General features: G+C 42.8%; 16 protein-coding genes and 5 tRNA genes. 2 read left to right on the forward strand and 19 right to left on the reverse strand.

Annotation, left to right across the window (positions count from 1 at the left end; all coding sequences use genetic code 11):
• Positions 1-302: 302 nt before the first annotated feature.
• Together HMPREF3034_RS11940 and HMPREF3034_RS11945 are read right to left on the reverse strand one after the other, a co-directional pair.
• Positions 303-3,194 carry a fimbrillin family protein gene (locus tag HMPREF3034_RS11940; RefSeq protein WP_156431131.1) on the reverse strand — a complete coding sequence of 964 codons (2,892 nt, stop codon included), beginning with the start codon at positions 3,192-3,194 and terminating at the stop codon, positions 303-305.
• 60 nt (positions 3,195-3,254) lie between these two features.
• Positions 3,255-3,464, reverse strand: coding sequence for a hypothetical protein (locus tag HMPREF3034_RS11945; RefSeq protein WP_062435805.1), 210 nt, complete (start codon positions 3,462-3,464; stop codon positions 3,255-3,257).
• A 243-nt stretch (positions 3,465-3,707) separates the two neighbouring features.
• Here HMPREF3034_RS11945 and HMPREF3034_RS13070 point away from each other — a divergent pair, with 243 nt between their 5' ends.
• Together HMPREF3034_RS13070 and HMPREF3034_RS13075 are read left to right on the forward strand one after the other, a co-directional pair.
• Positions 3,708-4,205, forward strand: coding sequence for a hypothetical protein (locus tag HMPREF3034_RS13070; RefSeq protein ID WP_231725681.1), 498 nt, complete (start codon positions 3,708-3,710; stop codon positions 4,203-4,205).
• 162 nt (positions 4,206-4,367) lie between these two features.
• Positions 4,368-4,934 (forward strand): transposase, encoded by a 567-nt coding sequence (locus HMPREF3034_RS13075; RefSeq protein WP_231725682.1) that lies wholly within the window; start codon positions 4,368-4,370, stop codon positions 4,932-4,934.
• Positions 4,935-5,437: 503 nt separating this feature from the next.
• On the opposite strand, the gene rpoC is transcribed toward HMPREF3034_RS13075, so the two are convergent.
• The 17 genes from rpoC to rpsU all read right to left on the reverse strand — a co-directional run bounded on the left by rpoC (position 5,438) and on the right by rpsU (position 20,110).
• Entirely contained in the window at positions 5,438-9,757 is a 4,320-nt protein-coding gene (gene rpoC / locus HMPREF3034_RS11955; RefSeq protein WP_036896667.1) for a DNA-directed RNA polymerase subunit beta', read from the reverse strand.
• A gap of 90 nt (positions 9,758-9,847) precedes the next feature.
• Positions 9,848-13,657, reverse strand: a complete 3,810-nt coding sequence (gene rpoB / locus HMPREF3034_RS11960) for a DNA-directed RNA polymerase subunit beta (protein ID WP_062435807.1) — start codon at positions 13,655-13,657, stop codon at positions 9,848-9,850.
• A gap of 135 nt (positions 13,658-13,792) precedes the next feature.
• Entirely contained in the window at positions 13,793-14,173 is a 381-nt protein-coding gene (gene rplL, locus HMPREF3034_RS11965) for a 50S ribosomal protein L7/L12 (protein ID WP_062435809.1), read from the reverse strand.
• 61 nt (positions 14,174-14,234) lie between these two features.
• Positions 14,235-14,753: a 50S ribosomal protein L10 gene (gene rplJ / locus HMPREF3034_RS11970; RefSeq protein ID WP_036896670.1), complete on the reverse strand. Its 519-nt coding sequence runs from the start codon at positions 14,751-14,753 to the stop codon at positions 14,235-14,237.
• A gap of 18 nt (positions 14,754-14,771) precedes the next feature.
• A complete protein-coding gene (gene rplA, locus HMPREF3034_RS11975; protein WP_062435812.1) occupies positions 14,772-15,464 on the reverse strand; it encodes a 50S ribosomal protein L1 in 693 nt (230 codons plus the stop codon).
• Between the two features lie 21 nt (positions 15,465-15,485).
• Positions 15,486-15,926, reverse strand: coding sequence for a 50S ribosomal protein L11 (rplK, locus tag HMPREF3034_RS11980; protein WP_062435816.1), 441 nt, complete (start codon positions 15,924-15,926; stop codon positions 15,486-15,488).
• A gap of 59 nt (positions 15,927-15,985) precedes the next feature.
• Positions 15,986-16,531, reverse strand: a complete 546-nt coding sequence (nusG, locus tag HMPREF3034_RS11985) for a transcription termination/antitermination protein NusG (RefSeq protein ID WP_036896673.1) — start codon at positions 16,529-16,531, stop codon at positions 15,986-15,988.
• 13 nt (positions 16,532-16,544) lie between these two features.
• Positions 16,545-16,733: a preprotein translocase subunit SecE gene (gene secE / locus HMPREF3034_RS11990; RefSeq protein ID WP_036896677.1), complete on the reverse strand. Its 189-nt coding sequence runs from the start codon at positions 16,731-16,733 to the stop codon at positions 16,545-16,547.
• A 15-nt stretch (positions 16,734-16,748) separates the two neighbouring features.
• Positions 16,749-16,821 (reverse strand) — tRNA-Trp (locus tag HMPREF3034_RS11995).
• Between the two features lie 67 nt (positions 16,822-16,888).
• The gene (gene tuf / locus HMPREF3034_RS12000) at positions 16,889-18,073 is read right to left on the reverse strand and encodes an elongation factor Tu (protein ID WP_036896674.1); all 1,185 of its coding nucleotides are present in this window, start codon (positions 18,071-18,073) and stop codon (positions 16,889-16,891) included.
• A gap of 78 nt (positions 18,074-18,151) precedes the next feature.
• Positions 18,152-18,223: transfer RNA gene (locus tag HMPREF3034_RS12005), tRNA-Thr, on the reverse strand.
• Positions 18,224-18,233: 10 nt separating this feature from the next.
• Positions 18,234-18,306 (reverse strand) — tRNA-Gly (locus HMPREF3034_RS12010).
• Positions 18,307-18,322: 16 nt separating this feature from the next.
• Positions 18,323-18,405: transfer RNA gene (locus tag HMPREF3034_RS12015), tRNA-Tyr, on the reverse strand.
• A gap of 54 nt (positions 18,406-18,459) precedes the next feature.
• Positions 18,460-18,533: transfer RNA gene (locus HMPREF3034_RS12020), tRNA-Thr, on the reverse strand.
• A gap of 101 nt (positions 18,534-18,634) precedes the next feature.
• Positions 18,635-18,934, reverse strand: coding sequence for a ribosome hibernation-promoting factor, HPF/YfiA family (gene hpf, locus HMPREF3034_RS12025; protein WP_062435822.1), 300 nt, complete (start codon positions 18,932-18,934; stop codon positions 18,635-18,637).
• A gap of 21 nt (positions 18,935-18,955) precedes the next feature.
• Entirely contained in the window at positions 18,956-19,840 is an 885-nt protein-coding gene (locus HMPREF3034_RS12030) for a tyrosine-type recombinase/integrase (protein WP_062435819.1), read from the reverse strand.
• Positions 19,841-19,918: 78 nt separating this feature from the next.
• Positions 19,919-20,110, reverse strand: a complete 192-nt coding sequence (gene rpsU / locus HMPREF3034_RS12035) for a 30S ribosomal protein S21 (protein ID WP_036896676.1) — start codon at positions 20,108-20,110, stop codon at positions 19,919-19,921.
• Positions 20,111-20,363: the final 253 nt, after the last annotated feature.

Below are 20,363 nucleotides of genomic sequence, written 5' to 3' on the forward strand. Positions count from 1 at the left end.
AGTCAAGATATTCCAAGAGTTTGCAGACAAGATGGTTTCCATAGCAAGGGATAAACGAGGAGTCGTCAAGGACTTCTTCATATCGAACAATGTCTATGCGTTCGACTCCTCAACAATATCATTGTGCCTTTCTGTATATTGGTAGACAGTAGTGTTTCTATTTATAATGATTAATAATCAAAAGATTACACGAGGAGTCTGCTTGCATACTTAGATAGAGAAAGACAGACTGCTCCTTGCAATAGGGAGCAGTCTGTCTTTAATAAGCTATCCGCAAACATGTTGCGCTCGCAAAGATTGTTTCACTTTATTTTACTTTGTGCTACTGGCCAAATAGGAACAAGGCTATATATTACCCTTCTATCATGCTCTAACCAATAGGCAGACTTGCTGTGAACTTGGTTTAGATCAACACCTGAACCATCTGGTCCGAAACACACCTGACGTTCGGGCTTCGGACTCGCATTTGAAACAGCTACCCAAGTATAGAAGTTTTGTTGTTCACCTAACAATGGCATACAGAACTGCTTAATCTTACCATTTTCATCCTTTTCATCCGAATCAAGATACAAACGCGGACCTCTTGTTAAGACTCGACGGTATTTACATGGATTATACGAACTCCAAGAGGTTTTATCTGCGGGATCTAAAGCCATGAAACAATCATAGGCCGCACTCGGTGCCAGAGAGAAACCTACCGGACATGGATCGTAAACTGTTTTAACAACAGGATTGTGATTGAAAGTATTTTTATAGTTATCCATCGTCCAAGCATTATCTTTCCAAACAGATTTATCATCTTGCCTCTCGATCTTGGCATCCGAATAATGATTCTTAAACCTTTCCGGATGTTGGGTCCAAACGTCCCATGTTAACTTTGTATAATGTTTTTCTAGTATAAATGTTCCTTCCTCAACATTATCTTGATACGGAGCGGCGTCTTTACGCCCAAAATGGTATCTGGTAGGTCCAGCAAGAATCTCGAACGCTGCTTTCTGTTGAATGGTAATGATTCCCGTTTTTCTTTGACCTCCATTGCCAGTTTTTTGCCGCACTGTGAGTTTTACACCACGCCAATCGGTGAATGGTGTTCCCTCCCATTTGAAGTAAGCAAAGCCAAGTTGCTGTTTGGTAAAGCTATAGACTGGACCACCTTTACCGTCAGAACTCTTTAACGTATTCAGCGCATCAGCATGATTAAACCACAAATGCCACGACCATACTACAGTTCCTTTTTGGGTAACCGCGATAACTGCATTGCCGTTTTTAATATTTTCTTTCGAAACGTAAAACTCTACATATTCTTTGTCAGCAGAAAGCTTGACATCGCTAACGAGGCCTTTTTGGTCAGACCAAACTATCTTTGCCCCATCAGGAATGTTGCTTTTCCAGTTGGACTTAGTTATCCACGGATCGGTAATTTCCTGGTTATTATGGTCTAAAAAAGTCCACAAAATACGATAATTAATAATTTCATCTGCTGACTCCTTTTTTGGCTCAGGGCTATTATATTTTCGCGGCTTAATATCATCATCTTGTAATTGAGTTATATAAGCATGCTCATTTTTCTTGCCGTTGACAATGGCATTGCCGTATACCAGTGGTATCCTGTAATAACCCGGTGCAGAAATCAAGTAGCTGTTGGCTGTATTCTCTACTTGAGGCCCCCCATTGCGATTTGAAAGGTTATACGGCGCCCCTGCTGTTCCCTTGGGGGCTGCATCTTGAAGCACCTTGTCGTATTCAGCTTTCCAGTCGGTATAGTCGTGTCTCAAGGTAGCATACCCTTTCTCTGCAGCTGTACCTCCCTTACCACTTTCCAAACTCAACTTCGAAAGCCAATCAGGTCTCTCCGTCTTATCATCCCCATACCAGCCGGGGTCATCTGTGTGTCCATAATCTTTGGTTCTTCTTATGCCATTCTCCTCATAGCCTACAATCTCCCACTCCACAGGCTGCTTAACCCCTGTTTTTGGATCAGTACGATAACTTGTAATCGTGTAGGCAGTAGATAGATCTTGTTTTGCTTCAAGCCAATCTGGAGAAGTGACGGTAAACGTGTATTCCCAATGCGAGTTTCTTTCTGAAAGAGCATAGGTCTTGGTGGTGCCAGGCTTCCAGGATCCTTTGAGCGGAGCCTCTATGTATGAGCCATCCGTAAAATGCACATAAAGCATAATACTGTTACCTGTCAGAGTTTGGGGTATCATGTAAAATGTGTAGTTGTCACCATTTCTACCCATGATGATATTGCCAACGTCTCCCTGGGTGCTGACATTTACCGTGCCATCCCCGCCAAGCGTGAATGTAGCCCTTGTGCTCAAATCAGACCATACAGCACCTTCGTTATTCAACTTATCTGACAGGGTATAGCGTCCCTTGCTTAGGGCATTTCTGATTTCTACCTTGTCAACAGTTTTGTCATACGAAAGATTATTACCAATCTTAAAACGTATGGCTGTAAGTGCATGATAAAAATCAAGATCTGTGCGTGGAGCTACATTACGTACAGCATAACGTACGTTGCCAGAACATGCAGTCATCAAATCCTTTTGGTTTTTTACCAACGGCTCCACCTCGAAATCAACGTATGGAGTTTTAGCATAACTCTCGGGTGACAGATGTATTTTTGATTCTGTTTTTGGTGACACAGCATAGAACCGTCCATACGGTTGTTCCCATGACCATGGGATCCATTTTACCAACTGCCCGTCGGGCTTAGTGTCTTCGCTATAAAACCAAGGACTGTTGCTAATAGTAGCCTCTGTAACACCACGGTATCCAATGGTACTGAAGTTTGTTAAATCCTCCAGCCTCGTGATATTGGCACGGGTTTTTTCATCGTTGTTAGTCTTCACAGGGTTGACACCAGCCACAGTTGTTTCTATAAAGTAGGCTTCATTACCGTCGCTACTGCGACCAACAATTTTTTGATCAACAATATCCTCCGGCTGCAGACCTTGCATGGAAAGCTCCTGAGTATAGGCTGCACGAGTCTTGGGCAAGCCCGTTTCATTAATTTGGGAGAGCGTATTATCTTGTGCCTCACTAACATTGTAAGACACATAAGCGCCAGTCCTTTTACCACTACTATCATTCTCTACAATGTCTTCTGCGCAAGAAGCCACCATAAAAGTGACCAATGCGAACACACCAACAAAGTAACAATAGCTGTATTTTTTTAATATGTTCATGTTGTTTTGCATTAAATTAAATGTTGCATAGAACTTACCTAATGACTATGGAAATAAAATCTAATGAATTCCATTGTAATAAGCTCCAAAAGGATCAGTGTCTTCATCATCTTCAGAAGGATCCACTACATTAACATTGCCTTTATTTGGTTCTTTGCCATCGCCACCAGGACGCACAGGAGGACTACCTGCTAAAATAAAAGCACCCTGCTTTAGTTCTATAATTGTTATCTGGGGTGCTATGTACGCCAATGTTCTTTTAATTTTCATTAAATTTCTTGTTTATTTATAGCTTTTGCAAATTTACTAAATATTGTAACAAACTAACATATATTTATTGTTTCTTATACTAATTTAACCATTGGGTTTCATTTACGTAACTACTCAGCAATACTTCGTTAATTCCAATATAATAGTTTGAAAATGAGAGAGTTGATTAACTTAATATAACTAATAGAATTTGGTCAAGTGGCTGATTATCAGTAACTTTATAGTAGCGAAAACATAAAGCAAATGACATCAGAACCACTCGACCAGTATACAGAAATCTGCAGAGATGCCATCAAAGGCTTATCTGCAAAATTAGGCAAAACTTTTGAGAATCTACTCTTGGAAATACTCTTATTGTACATGGCGATACAAAGAAAGATAATTTTCACTCAAATGGAGCGTTACGGCATCCATTGCGAGCAGACCTACAGAAAGAATTTCAACCTCAGCCGGGCTAAGTGCATCAACTGGGTTAAGTTCAACCTCTCCCTTTCCCGGCGTTATCTGAACATGGACGGGCTGCTGGCTATAGCCATAGATCCGAACTACATCAGTAAGTCAGGCAAGAAGCCTCCGCATGTTGGTACTTTCTGGTCCGGCTGTGCAGGTTCCATGAAACACAGACTTGAAATCATGGGACTTGCCCTTGTCGATGTCTACGCCAACAACTGCATGATGCTTCGTGCCCATCAAACCCCTTCTACAGGAGAGTTGGAACTGCGTAGCATGACTCTTGTGTAGCATTACATTGCCGTCATCAAACGCTACAGGAAAGAATTGTTGAAGGTCACCGATATTGTTGTCGCTGATGCTTTCTTCTCTATCCGTCCGTTTGTGGAGGGAATCAAGGAGCAAGGCTTTCATCTTGTCAGCCGTTTCTGAGATACGGCGAGCCTATATTATGTGTACACGGGACCTCGTTCCAATAAGCCCGGGCGTCCCAAAACACTTGACGGGAAAATCAATTACAAGAAACTCGACCTCACGCGTATGGCGAAGATGCATATCGAAGGACTTGAAGGCACAGCCTACACACTCATCGCCTACTCAAAGACACTGAAGCAGAAAGTGCGTCTTGTCATTTGGGTGATGCCGAACAGCAAGCACAAGCTTTTCTTCTCCACAAAGACATCCATGTCGGGTGAAGAAGTATTGCGCACATACCGCTCAAGATTCCAAATCGAGTTTTGCTTCCGTGATGCCAAGCAGTATACCGGACTCGCGCATTGCCAGGCAAGGAACAAGAATCAGCTGGACTTCTCCTACAACGCATCATTTGCATCACAGTATGTGGCAAAGGTGATGATGAAGGAAAACGGGCTACCGTATTCCATAGCTTCTTTCAAGGAGCTCATGGCGAGCACATACATTGCAAAATTAATTTTCGACAGGTGTCGGAGCATACCGAACCGAAAGTTTATTAGTCATACTATCAAAGAACTCTTTGGCTGGCATAGGAAAGCTGCGTAGCCATTATCTCAAATTTTAACGAACTATTGATGTAAGAAAAATCTCCTTTAATACAGTATTGAATATTAAAACTTAAATATAAACCATTATCTAATCAAAACAAGGAATCTTGTGATGCTTTCTATTTGTAACTACAATCCAAGCACCCTATAGAGTAAAAATGCTTGTATCACCGGTAGATAAAGGGAGTGCAGGCTTTCAATTCATTTTTAGCGGACAGCAATAAAACTTTTTACTGTCAAATAGTTAATCCAGTGCAAAATTACTACTTTTATCACTATTATTATCATTAGTTTTATGAAACATGTAATAATATTCATTATTAACTGCTAAAGTGTACAAAGCATCAACCTCCCTCTCTAATACTCTTTACCTCTATACCTTTTCCCATCCATATGGCTTATTTCAAGTTTTATAAAACAAAAGTGATTGTTAAAGTTAAAGCACAAAAAAGGTCGTAGGCTATGAACCTACGACCTTTCTGTATAGAGTTTAATATTTACTTAAGCTTCTTGTTCTGCGAAATCGAGCACATTGCGACGGTTAGCCTGCATGCGTTCAAATTCCTCTTTAGAGCCAACGATGAGCTTATCCCACTGACGCAAACCGGTACCGGCAGGAATCAAGTGACCACAGATAACGTTCTCCTTCATACCTTCCAAACGGTCTACACGACCACGGATAGCAGACTCGTTGAGAACCTTGGTGGTTTCTTGGAACGATGCTGCACTCATGAAGCTCTTGGTAGCCAATGCTGCGCGAGTAATACCTTGAAGCATCTGAGTAGATGTGGCAGCAACGGCATCGCGGACCTGTACAAGTTTCAAGTCGCGGCGCTTCAAAGACGAGTTCTCATCGCGCAACTTACGAGCTGAAACTATTTGACCCGGCTTGAGCGTTTCAGAGTCTCCGGCATCGACAACAACTTTCTTACCCCAGATACGATCGTTCTCTTCTGCGAAGTCGAGCTTATCTACCATCTCCTGCTCAAGGAATGTAGTATCGCCCGGATCATCAATATGAACCTTACGCATCATCTGACGAACGATAATCTCGAAGTGCTTATCGTTAATCTTCACACCTTGCAGACGGTAAACGTCTTGTACTTCATTGACGATATATTCTTGAACAGCGGTTGGACCCTTGATAGCCAAGATGTCACTTGGTGTGATAACACCATCAGAAAGCGGTGTTCCGGCACGTACGGCATCATGTTCCTGTACCAAGATCTGCTTAGACAGAGACACTAGATACTTCTTCTGATCACCGGTCTTCGATGTAACAATAATCTCACGGTTACCACGCTTCACCTTCCCCATCGTCACCTCACCGTCAATTTCTGAAACCACAGCAGGATTAGAAGGATTACGAGCTTCAAACAACTCAGTAACACGAGGAAGACCACCGGTAATGTCACCGGCACCACCAACGGCACGAGGAATCTTCACCAGCGTCTCACCAGTCTTGATAGCTTGGCCGTCTTCTACAACGACGTGACCACCTACAGGTAAGTTGTATGTACCAAGCACCTCGCCCTTGCTATTCAAAATATCGCAGGTAGGCACCATCGTCTTATCCTTAGAATCGGTGATAATCTTCTCGGTAAGTCCAGTTGTTTCGTCGGTTTCTGCGTGGTAAGTTCTTCCTTCAACAACATCGTTGAACTTCAATGTACCAGCATATTCGGAAACGATAACAGCGTTGAACGGGTCCCATTTAGCAACAACGTCGCCCTTCTTCACCGTATCACCGGTCTTATTGTACAATATAGAACCGTAAGGAACGTTCAATGTACCAAGTACGATATTTGTATTAGGATCTACGAAACGGACTTCGGCCAAACGACTTACTACCATCTGACACTTCACATCGCTATCGCTTTCTTCTACGAACGGTACTGTACGAAGCTCATCGAACTCAAGTTTACTATTGTTCTTAGCTACAATACTAGCATTAGCTGCAGCATTACCAGCCACACCACCGGCGTGGAACGTACGAAGAGTAAGCTGTGTACCCGGTTCACCAATAGCCTGTGCAGCAATGACACCGACAGCCTCACCAAGTTGAACCATGCGTGCGGTAGCTAAGTTACGACCGTAACACTTCATACAAACACCATGTTTGCTCTCACAAGTGAGCACCGAGCGAATCTCAACACTCTCAATAGGAGAGTTCTCAATTGCCTGTGCCTTATCTTCTGTGATTTCCTCACCGGCATGAACAATCAGCTCACCGGTAGTAGGTTCAAGAATATCGTGAACAGATACACGACCCAAAATGCGCTCATACAAGGTAGAGATGACCTCATCACCATTCTTCAATGCAGTACAAACAAGTCCGCGCAAGGTTCCACAGTCTTCCTCAGAGATGATAACATCGTGAGAGACGTCAACCAAACGACGTGTCAAGTATCCGGCATCGGCCGTCTTCATAGCAGTATCGGCCAAACCCTTACGAGCACCGTGAGAAGAAATGAAGTACTCCAACACCGACATACCTTCCTTGAAGTTAGACAGAATTGGGTTTTCAATAATCTGTGCGCCCTCAGCACCAGCCTTTTGAGGCTTAGCCATCAAACCACGCATACCTGAAAGCTGCTTAATCTGATCCTTAGAACCACGGGCTCCTGAATCCAACATCATGAATACAGCATTGAAACCTTGATCGGCTTCGGTCATCTCCTTCATCAAGATGTTGCCCAAGTCGTTGTTTACATGAGTCCATGCATCGATTACCTGATTGTAACGCTCGGTATCGGTGATAAAACCCATTTCATAGTTGGTCTTGATTTGGTCGACTTCGCTCTGACCACGAGCAACAATAGCTTTCTTCTCTTCCGGAATGATGATATCATCAAGGTTGAACGAAAGACCTGCTACATAAGACATATGGTAACCGAGGTTTTTGATACCATCGAGGAACTCGCATGCACGAGCCATACCCACAGCCTTGATTACATCGGCAATGATACCACGCAAGGTCTTCTTAGAAATAATATCATTGAAATAGCCAATCTCTTCGGGAATAATCTGGTTGACAACCACACGTCCGACAGAAGTCTCTACCATACGAGGCTCCAACTGACCATTGACCAAATCCTTAACAACGACCTTTACAGGAGCATGAAGATCGCACTTCTTTTCGTTATAAGCAACAAGTGCTTCTTCCGGTCCGTAGAATGTAAGACCTTCGCCCTTAGCGCCCGGACGCAACTTGGTAATATAATACAAACCAAGCACCATGTCCTGAGAAGGTACGGTGATAGGAGCTCCATTGGCTGGATTCAAAATGTTATGGCTTTGTAACATCAACACCTGAGTTTCGAGAATAGCCTCGTTGCTCAATGGGAGGTGAACAGCCATTTGGTCACCATCGAAGTCGGCATTGAACGCCGTACATGCCAATGGATGCAACTGAATAGCCTTACCTTCAATCAGTTTAGGCTGGAATGCCTGAATACCGAGACGGTGAAGTGTTGGGGCACGGTTCAACATCACAGGATGTCCCTTCATCACATTCTCAAGAATATCCCAGATAACCGGCTCACGGCGGTCGACAATCTTCTTAGCACTCTTAACCGTCTTCACGATACCGCGCTCTATGAGCTTACGGATAATGAACGGTTTGTATAGCTCAGCAGCCATCAACTTGGGAAGACCGCACTCACCCATCTTCAACTCAGGACCAACAACGATTACCGAACGGGCAGAATAGTCTACACGCTTACCGAGAAGGTTTTGACGGAAACGTCCTTGTTTACCCTTCAATGAATCAGAAAGCGACTTCAATGGACGATTGCTTTCGCTCTTAACGGCAGAAGCCTTACGAGAGTTGTCGAACAAACTATCGACAGCCTCTTGCAACATACGTTTCTCGTTGCGAAGAATTACTTCAGGAGCTTTAATCTCCATCAATCTCTTCAAACGATTGTTACGAATGATAACACGACGATAAAGATCGTTGAGATCGGAGGTAGCAAAGCGGCCACCATCCAAAGGAACCAACGGACGAAGTTCTGGCGGAATGACAGGGATAATCTTCATGATCATCCATTCAGGATGATTCACATCCTTTGATGCACGGAATGCCTCTACAACCTGTAGGCGCTTCAATGCTTCAGTCTTACGCTGCTGACTTGAATCGTTGTTAGCACGGTCACGAAGTTCATAAGAGAGGCTATCGAGGTCTAGATCACCCAGCAGGTCGTAAACAGCCTCTGCACCCATCTTAGCGATGAACTTATTAGGATCGCTATCATCAAGATACTCATTATTGGAATCTATCTGATTATCTAAGATATCCAAATACTCTTCCTCTGAGAGAAGATCCATCTTGTGAGAACCGTTGACTTCGTTACCATCAGCATCAGTACGGCCTTCCATGGCCCCCGGCTTGATAACGATATACTTCTCATAATAAATAACGGTATCGAGTTTCTTGGTAGGCATGCCTAACAAATACCCAATCTTATTAGGAAGAGAACGGAAATACCAAATATGAGCAACAGGGACTACAAGTTCGATATGTCCACTACGCTCACGACGAACCTTCTTCTCTGTAACTTCTACACCACATCGGTCGCAGACAATACCCTTATAACGGATACGCTTATACTTACCACAGGCACATTCATAATCGCGGGTAGGACCAAAGATACGCTCGCAGAACAAGCCATCACGCTCTGGTTTATAGGTACGATAGTTGATGGTTTCGGGCTTGGTCACCTCACCATACGAGTTTTCCAGAATCTCCTCTGGAGAAGCCAAACCGATGGTTATCTTCGTGAAATTATTCTTAACTTTTGAATCTTTCTTAAAAGCCATATTTACTTTTGTCTTAATTGTGAATTTGAAACGGAGAACAAGGGAAGATGATTGGAACTCATCGTTCCCAGTTCTCAATTCTCACTCAGATTAGTCGAGCTTGATGCTTAATCCTAGACCACGCAGCTCGTGTAGCAATACGTTGAGTGACTCCGGAATACCCGGTGTAGGCATGGGGTCGCCCTTAACGATTGCCTCATAAGCTTTGCTACGACCGACAGTATCATCAGACTTGATAGTCAAAACTTCCTGTAATACGTGGCTAGCTCCAAAGGCCTCAAGAGCCCAAACTTCCATCTCTCCGAAACGCTGTCCACCAAACTGTGCTTTACCACCAAGTGGCTGCTGTGTAATCAAAGAGTACGGACCGATTGAACGAGCGTGCATCTTGTCTTCAACCATGTGACCCAACTTCAAGAAGTAAGTGATACCTACCGTTGCGGGCTGGTCGAACTGTTCACCAGTCTCACCATCATATAAATATGTAGAACACAAGCGAGGCAAACCGGCTTTATCTGTCCATTCAGACAAATCTTCAAGTTTAGCACCATCAAAGATAGGCGTTGCAAACTTCACACCCAATTTACGACCGGCAGCACCAAGGATAGCTTCAAAAATCTGTCCAAGGTTCATACGAGAAGGCACACCCATTGGGTTCAATACCAAGTCTACAGGACGTCCATCTTCCAAGAATGGCATATCTTCCATGCGAACCACCTTTGATACGATACCCTTATTACCGTGGCGACCAGCAAGTTTATCACCTACCTGAATCTTACGCTTCTTGGCAATATAGACTTTCGCCATCTGAAGGATACCAGAAGGTAACTCATCACCAATAGAGATAGCAAACTTCTTACGTTTCAGTTCTGCATCCATCAACTTATACTTGCGGATGTAGTTCATAATCAACTTCTGAATCATGCCATTAGCATGCTCATCATCAGTCCAGCCATTACTCTGAATACCATCATATTCAAGGTTCATCAATGTAGCAACAGTAAATTTACTGCCCTTAGTGATGATTTCTGCACCAGTATAGTCCTTGACACCTTGAGAAACATGATTCTCTGTCAGAGTCATCAGCTTGTCAACCAAGATTTCCTTCAGGTCATTATTCTTTGCCTCATACTCTTCATCAAGTTTTGCCATCAAAACCTTATCCTGTTTCTTAGACTCACGAGTTTTCACAGCACGAGAGAACAACTTCTTATCAATGACAACACCACTCAAAGATGGATTGGCCTTTAATGAAGAATCTTTCACATCACCGGCCTTATCACCAAAGATGGCACGGAGCAACTTCTCTTCAGGAGAAGGGTCGCTCTCACCCTTAGGTGAAATCTTACCAATCAGGATATCACCCGGTTCAATACGTGCACCAACACGTACTACACCGTTATCATCCAAATCTTTGGTAGCTTCCTCACTAATATTAGGAATATCGCTTGTAAATTCTTCCATACCACGTTTAGTCTCACGAACATCCAAAGAATATTCGTCTACGTGTACAGAAGTCAACACGTCATCGCGAACCATACGTTCAGAGATAACAACAGCATCCTCATAGTTATAACCCTTCCAAGGAATATAAGCCACAAGGAGGTTACGACCTAATGCCAACTCTCCATTTTCGGTAGCATAACCTTCGGTGAGAATATCTCCAGCTTTCACGCGCTGTCCCTTATTACAAATAGGACGGAGGTCTATGGTCATATTTTGGTTCGTACGACGGAACTTAGGAATACGATATTCCTTCAATGCAGGCTCAAAGCTTACATACTCTTCCTCTTCAGTACGATCATATAGGATTCGGATAGTTGTTGCATCAACATAGTCAATGACACCATCACCTTCGGCTGTTATCATGGTACGTGAATCTTCACACACCTGTTTTTCCAAGCCGGTACCTACGATCGGTGCATCATTATGAAGCAATGGCACAGCCTGTCTCATCATGTTACATCCCATCAAAGCACGGTGTCCGTCATCATGCTCCAAGAAAGGAATCAACGAAGCCGAAACAGAGGCAATCTGTTGAGGAGCTACGTCCACCAAGTCTACTTCATTAGGAGCTACCACTGGGTAATCAGCATCCTGACGGCACTTAACGGTATCTCTGATAAATTGTCCTTCCGTAGTCAACGGAGCATTTCCCTGACCAATAATCTTATCCTCTTCTTCTTCAGCTGTCAAATAAACAACATCTTTATTATCCATGTCTACCTTAGCATCTCTAACACGGCGATAAGGTGTAACTATGAAACCTAGATCATTAATTTTTGCATAGACACAAAGAGAAGAAATCAGACCAATGTTAGGTCCTTCTGGGCTTTCAATCGGGCAAAGACGACCATAGTGAGTATAGTGAACGTCACGAACTTCAAATCCGGCACGTTCACGAGACAAACCACCAGGACCAAGAGCCGAGAGACGACGCTTATGTGTGACCTCTGCCAATGGGTTGGTCTGGTCCATGAACTGGCTCAATGGATTAGTTCCAAAGAACGAGTTGATAACGCTCGAAATGGTTTTTGCATTGATAAGGTCTGTCGGAGTAAACACCTCATTGTCACGAACATTCATACGCTCGCGAATCGTGCGGCTCATACGAGCCAATCCAACAGCGAATTGATTACTCAACTGTTCACCAACAGTACGTACTCGACGATTGCTCAAGTGGTCAATATCGTCTACGGTAGCATTGGAATTTACCAGTTGAATCAAATATTTGATAATCTCGATGATATCATCTTTTGTCAATACACGGACATCAGAATCAGTCTCAAGACCTAATTTTTTATTAATACGGTAGCGGCCTACCTCTCCCAAATCATAACGCTTATCAGAGAAAAATAGGTTCTGGAATACTTCACGTGCACTAGCATCATCAGCAGGATCTGCATTACGCAACTGGCGATAGATGTAATTCACAGCCTCTTTTTCAGAGTTACTGGGATCTTTTGCCAGTGTATTGAAGATGATAGAATACTTATTAGCTGCTTCCGCATCCTTATGTAATAGCACAGAAGCCGTGCCGCTCTCCAAGATTTCATCGATATTGTCTTCGGTCAACTCGGTCTCACGCTCCATGATAACCTCATTGCGCTCAATAGATACAACTTCACCCGTATCTTCGTCTACGAAGTCCTCGTTCCAACTCTTAAGTACACGTGCAGCAAGACGACGACCTAAAGCCGCCTTCATATTTTTCTTGTTAACCTTTACTTCTTCAGCCAAATCGAAGATCTGGAGGACATCCTTATCCTTCTCAAATCCCATAGCACGAAGCAATGTCGTTACAGGCAATTTCTTCTTACGATCAATGTAAGCATACATCACATTGTTAATGTCTGTAGCAAACTCAATCCAAGAACCCTTAAACGGAATGATACGAGCACTGTACAATACGGTACCATTAGCATGTACACCCTGACCAAAGAATACACCGGGTGAACGATGCAACTGTGAAACAACAACACGTTCCGCACCGTTGATGACAAAAGTACCATTAGAAGTCATATAAGGAATTGTACCCAAGAACACATCTTGGATAAATGTACCGAAATCCTCATGATCAGGATCAGTACAATACAGCTTCATCTTAGCCTTCAAAGGTACACTATAAGTTAACCCACGCTCCAAACACTCATCTACACTATAACGGGGCGGGTCAATATAGTAATCCAAGAACTCAAGAACGAAATTGTTTCTAGTATCGGTAATAGGGAAGTTCTCTGCGAACACTCTATACAAACCGTCATTCTTACGTTCCTCAGGCGGAGTATCTAGCTGTAAGAAGTCCTTAAAAGACTTCAGCTGCACATCGAGAAAATCCGGATATGGAAGCGGATTATGCACGCTGGCAAAATTGACTCTGTTATCTACTACTTTTGTCATAAAATATTTATTAACCGACCTTATAAAGCCAAGAAATTTAACTTACAAGGCAAATTAGATGATAAAGACACAAAAAGGTTAGGACCCACCTACTTGGAAGATCCTAACCGTATTATAACCTTGTTGTAAACTGGATTACTTCAACTCTACCTTAGCACCAGCTTCCTCGATAGCCTTCTTCAGGTTCTCAGCCTCGTCCTTAGAAACGCTTTCCTTTACAGTAGCAGGAACTGCGTCTACAAGATCCTTAGCTTCCTTCAAACCAAGACCACAAGCTTCCTTCACAGCCTTAACAACTTGGAGCTTAGTAGCACCTACCTCTGTGAGAACAACGTCGAATGAGCTCTTCTCCTCAGCAGCTGCAGCAGCGCCACCAGCAGCTGGTCCAGCAGCTACAGCAACAGCTGCAGCAGCAGGTTCAATACCATACTCGTCCTTCAGGACTGTTGCCAACTCATTAACTTCCTTAACAGTAAGATTTACTAATTCTTCTGCAATAGCTTTTACGTCTGCCATTTTATTCTAAAATTTTAATTATTCTTGTTATTAATATTTATTTGCTTGACCTTATGATTGATTATTCAGGACGCTCGCCTAAAGTCTTGAGCACACCATGTATAGTGTTTGCGCCTGACTGAAGAGCTGAAACAACGTTCTTTGCGGGAGACTGTAGCAAAGCAACAATATCCGCGATGACTTCGTTCTTGCTCTTGATAGCCACCAACTGCTCTAGCTTGTCAGCACCTACAAAGATGCTTTCCTCAGCATAAGCAGCCTTCAAAGAGGGAATACCCTCTTTAGCATACTCTTTCAGCAACTTAGCAGGTACATTAGCGGTGTGCGTAAACATCACAGCTGTAGTACCTTTCAGTGTACCGTACATAGCTTCGAAATCAATATCGGAAGCCTCGAAAGCTTTGTGAAGAAGCTTATTCTTCACCATCACCATCTTGATTTCGTTCTTGAAGCACTTGCGACGAAGGTTGCTGGTAGCTTCCGCATTCAATCCCGCCAAATCAACGAGATAGAAATGAGGATACTCCTTCAACTTCTCTCCAAGTTCTACAACAATGGTATCTTTTACTTCTTTCTTCATTTTACAAAACTTTTAGAGTTATTCAACTGATTTAGGATCAATCTTGATACCCTTACTCATTGTGCTAGAAATAAAGATACTCTTCAGATATGTACCTTTGGCAGCAGCAGGTTTCAATTTGATAACGGTTGAGATAAATTCTTTTGCATTACCATAAATTTGCTCTGCAGTCATGCCAACCTTACCGATTGATGTATGGATGATACCAGACTTATCAACCTTAAAGTCTATCTTACCTGACTTGACATCCTTAACAGCCTTAGCAACGTCCATAGTTACAGTACCACTCTTTGGGTTAGGCATCAAACCACGAGGACCCAATACGCGTCCTAAAGGACCTACCTTACCCATACAAGAAGGCATCGTAATAATTACGTCAATATCAGTCCAACCACCCTTAATCTTCTCAATATAGTCATCAAGACCTACATAGTCAGCTCCAGCTTCTTTAGCAGCAGCCTCCTGATCAGGAGTACAAAGACAGAGTACACGTGTAACCTTACCAGTTCCATTAGGCAATGTGACAACGCCACGTACCATTTGGTTAGCTTTACGAGGGTCTACACCTAAGCGCACATCAACATCTACAGATGCCTCAAATTTGGTAGTAGTAATTTCCTTTACCAATTCTGCGGCTTCTTTCAAAGTATATGCCTTCCCTGCTTCAACCTTCTCAGCTACTGATTTCTGATTTTTTGTCAGTTTACTCATTTTCTTAATTGAAGTTATAAATTATTTACCAGGGAAGTCCCCTTTTACAGTGATACCCATACTTCTAGCTGTTCCGGCAACAAGCTTCATAGCAGACTCTATAGTAAAGCAGTTAAGATCGTTCATCTTATCTTCTGCGATTGCCTTTACCTGCTCCCATGTGACAGAAGCTACCTTCTGACGGTTAGGTTGAGCTGAACCGCTCTTTACTTTAGCCAACTCCTTCAACTGCACAGCAGCAGGAGGTGTCTTAATAACGAAGCTGAATGACTTGTCGGCATAGTAAGTAATAACAACAGGAAGAATCTTTCCTGCCTTATCCTGGGTACGGGCGTTGAATTCTTTGCAGAATCCCATAATATTGATACCCTTAGAACCCAATGCAGGTCCTACTGGTGGTGAGGGATTTGCAGCGCCACCCTTAATCTGTAATTTGATTAATCCAGCAACTTCTTTAGCCATTTCTTTGTTAATATTTAATTTTTGAATTTATAAAAGAAGACGCGTATTCGTAACAATAATTAGCCTTCTTTTTCTACTTGCATAAAACCGAGCTCTAACGGAGTCTTACGTCCGAAAATCTTGACCATCACCTTCAGTTTGCGCTTTTCGGCATTGACTTCTTCAATCACACCACTAAAGCCACTGAACGGACCATCCGTAACTTTCACTGTTTCATCCACAGAATAAGGGATATTTACCATATCCTCTATTTCCGTTTCTTCAGCAGTACCAAGCATACGATTGATGTCAGATTGTGGCACGGGAGAAGGATTATCCAAACCTCCGAGGAATCCTAAGCAATTAGGCATGAAGCGCAATGTATGCGCAACATCACCAACCAACTTAGCTTCAACGAAAACATAGCCAGGGAGAGAAATCTTCTCCTTGACTACCCTTTTACCATTACGCAAGGAAGCATGCTTCTCCAGAGGCAAAAGAATCTGGGATACATGCGTACTCAACAACTCGTTATGCTTCATTTCGGCCTCGATGTATTCTTTCAACTTAGCCTCTTTTCCACTCACGGCACGTAGTACATACCAGTTCATTCCTGTTTCAGACATTTTCCTTGAATAATTAATTTGGATAGATGACTCCCATCACAAACTTAAACACGCTGTCCATAGCGAACACCACAATTGCAATGACTAGGGAAGCAGATAATACAACCATTGCACTATGGGTCAATTCGGCACGTGTTGGCCATGTAGTTTTATGCACAAGCTCATCATAGCAAGCTTTGCAGTAATTCACTATCTTATTCATATTATCTTTAATTTGCACGGGTTGAAAGACTCGAACTCTCGACACCTGGTTTTGGAGACCAGTGCTCTACCAACTGAGCTAAACCCGTAGATAAAGTTCCCGTAACCGAAGTTGCGGGAACTTCCTATATTATCTTAATAAGATAGTATTCTTTATTAGAGAATATCAGTGATCTGACCTGAACCTACAGTACGTCCACCTTCGCGGATAGCGAAACGAAGACCCTTGTTCAATGCTACAGGGTAAATCAACTTAACCTCGATCTCTACGTTATCACCGGGCATTACCATTTCTACACCTTCTGGCAAAGTAATTTCACCGGTACAGTCCATGGTACGGAGGTAGAACTGAGGACGATATTTGTTTCCGAATGGAGTATGACGTCCACCTTCTTCTTTCTTCAATACGTAGATAGAAGCCTTGAAGTGATCGTGAGGAGTAATAGCGCCCGGATGAACAACTACCATACCACGCTTAACTTCTGCCTTATCAATACCGCGGAGCAACAGACCAACGTTATCACCAGCTTCACCCTCATCAAGGAGCTTGCGGAACATTTCAACGCCTGTTACAACAGACTTCTTGTCTTCACCAAGACCGAGCAACTGTACTTCGTCACTTACCTTAACCTTACCAGTTTCGATACGACCTGTAACTACAGTACCACGACCTGTGATTGAGAATACGTCCTCGATAGGCATCAAGAAAGGCTTATCCAAATCACGCTCTGGCTCAGCAATCCATTCGTCAACAGTATCCATCAATTTAACTACGCTGTCAACCCACTTTTCAACACCGTTCAAAGCACCAAGTGCAGAACCACGGACGATAGGAGTATCTTCTTCGTATTCGTATTGAGAAAGGATTTCCTGAACTTCCATTTCAACGAGCTCAAGCATTTCCTCATCGTCAACCATATCGCACTTATTCAAGAACACTACCAAGCGAGGTACGTTTACCTGACGAGCCAAAAGCACGTGCTCACGAGTCTGAGGCATAGGACCATCAGTAGCAGCAACTACCAAGATAGCACCGTCCATCTGAGCAGCACCAGTAACCATGTTCTTCACATAGTCTGCGTGACCCGGACAGTCTACGTGTGCATAGTGACGATTTGCTGTTTCGTATTCGATGTGTGAAGAGTTGATGGTAATACCACGCTCTTTTTCCTCAGGAGCGTTATCAATCTGATCAAAAGACTTAGCTTCCTCACCACCGAAACCCTTATCGTGAAGAGTCTTAGAAATGGCAGCAGTCAAAGTCGTCTTACCGTGGTCTACGTGACCAATAGTACCAATGTTAACATGCGGCTTGGTACGCTGGAATGTCTCTTTAGCCATAGCTTAATTGTTTATATTATTAATAAATGTTCAATTAAAGTATTGTTTTTCTTCGTCTAAAAAAATAGTTCGAAGCAGAGCTGTAACTGAGAGTTGAACTCAGGACCTCTTCCTTACCAAGGAAGTGCTCTACCACTGAGCTATTACAGCATTGGTTTAGAGCGGAAAACGGGGCTCAAACCCGCGACCCCCAGCTTGGAAGGCTAGTGCTCTATCAACTGAGCTATTTCCGCAAAACTTCAACTGAAGTGGGTAGTGATGGATTCGAACCACCGAAGTCGAAAGACAGCAGATTTACAGTCTGCCCCATTTGGCCACTCTGGTAACTACCCTTATTTTTTTGTTTCAACAACTCTCGGCACTCAACCTAAAGGTTTCATTCCTTGAGCCTCTTGTCGGATTCGAACCAACGACCCCGAGATTACAAATCACGTGCTCTGGCCAACTGAGCTAAAGAGGCAAATCCTTGCAGCCGCTCAGCGACTTAATTTAGGACGTGTTGTAAAACGGCTGCAAAGATACGACTTATTTCTAAATCGCCAAAACTTTTATGTGTTTTTTTTAATAATTGCGCATTTTTTCTTTGAACTTCGTCAATTGCACCTTCATTGAGTCCACCACTAAATCAACAGCTTCTTCAAATGAATCACACGTTTTCTCTGCAAAGAGCGTGTTTCCCGGCACCATTACTTCTAGACTGACTTCCTTGTTCAAGGCCGTTGCCGGCTTTGCGACTTTTAATTGCACCTCTACTTTCTGAATATCCTCGTAAGTTTTTTCCAACTTGGCGACTTTCTTTTCGATAAACGCCTGTAATTTCTCGGTAGCGTCAAAATGAATCGACTGAATCTTAATTTCCATAGTTCCCTCCATTTTTAAAGGTTACGCCCTAGGGTGGGCTTTAGAATATACGTGCTTCAACTGTTCAAACGTCGTATGAGTATATACTTCCGTTGTCGAAAGACTCTCATGTCCAAGCAGTTTTTTTACACTTTCCAAACCGGCCTCGTGATTCAACATCGACGTGGCAAAAGTATGGCGGAGTACATGAGGTGTTCGCTTTTTCAATGTACAAACCATCGAAAGATACTTTTTCACCTCATTTCGCACCTGAGGATGTGTCATTTTATCTCCATGACTAGATAAGAACAAACACTCCGACTTACATTCAACAGTTGCATCGCGCAGCTTCATATGATCCAAAAGAACATTACAAAGTTCATCACCAAAAGGAATGATACGATGTTTATTCCTCTTACCCGTCACTTTAATCTGTCTGTTCACGAAGTCAATGTCCTTATTTTCCAAGTTCACCAACTCCACCAAACGCACACCCGTCATGTAGAACATCATGATCATGCATCTTGCCCGCTGGCTCTCAAAACTTTCCTCCCAAACAGAAGAGTCATCGAGAAGCCTGTCCATTTCCGAATCTCTCAAAAATTGCGGAAGAGGTTTACTCTTCTTCGGACCTTTTACATTATAAGCAGGATCCTTTTCTACTAATTTATGAGAGAGGGCGAAACGATAAAAGGAACGCAACGCACTCAGCCTCCTATTGATAGAGACGGCATTGTTTCCTTTATCCATCATACTCTCCATCCATCCTCGAATGACATCGGAATCTATTCGCTCCCAAGAGAGTCGACCTTCCAAATTTTTGAAATACGCTTCAAAACCATAAAGATCATCTGCGTAGCTTTTCACTGTCAGTGGCGAACGATTCTGTTCACACTTCAAGTAGTCCAAAAATTTTTCTATCATCATCAAAACGTCCCTCACATCTTATATGTGTCGGTACGAATTTACAGAATTAAATTCAAACTACCAAATTTTTAACGAGTTTTATTCCTCGTTTGCACGCAACTTCTGTACGTAGATAGCGTGTTCCATCTTGAGACGCTTCAAAACAGAAGGCTTGTTGTACTGCTGACGAGCACGGAGCTCTTTTACAACACCTGTCTTTTCGAATTTTCTCTTGAACTTCTTGAGAGCTCTTTCGATGTTCTCGCCATCTTTTACTGGTACAATAATCATGTTTTTGATTTTAAAATTTAAATATTAAACATTTCACAGTGGCATTGTGCCACTAATTGCGGGTGCAAAATTACATCTTATTTTCCTTACTACCAAATATTTAGGAAAAAGTTTTCACACATACCAGTAGCCTAACAGAATTGACAGAATCAACCAGACAGTGCAAAATCACAATAGTTGTGTACATTCAGACTAGTGCAAGAGAGAAACCATCTTGCCTACAAACTCTTGGAATATCTTGACTTCGCGTATT

This window comes from Prevotella sp. DNF00663, from assembly GCF_001553265.1.
Lineage (GTDB): Bacteria > Bacteroidota > Bacteroidia > Bacteroidales > Bacteroidaceae > Prevotella.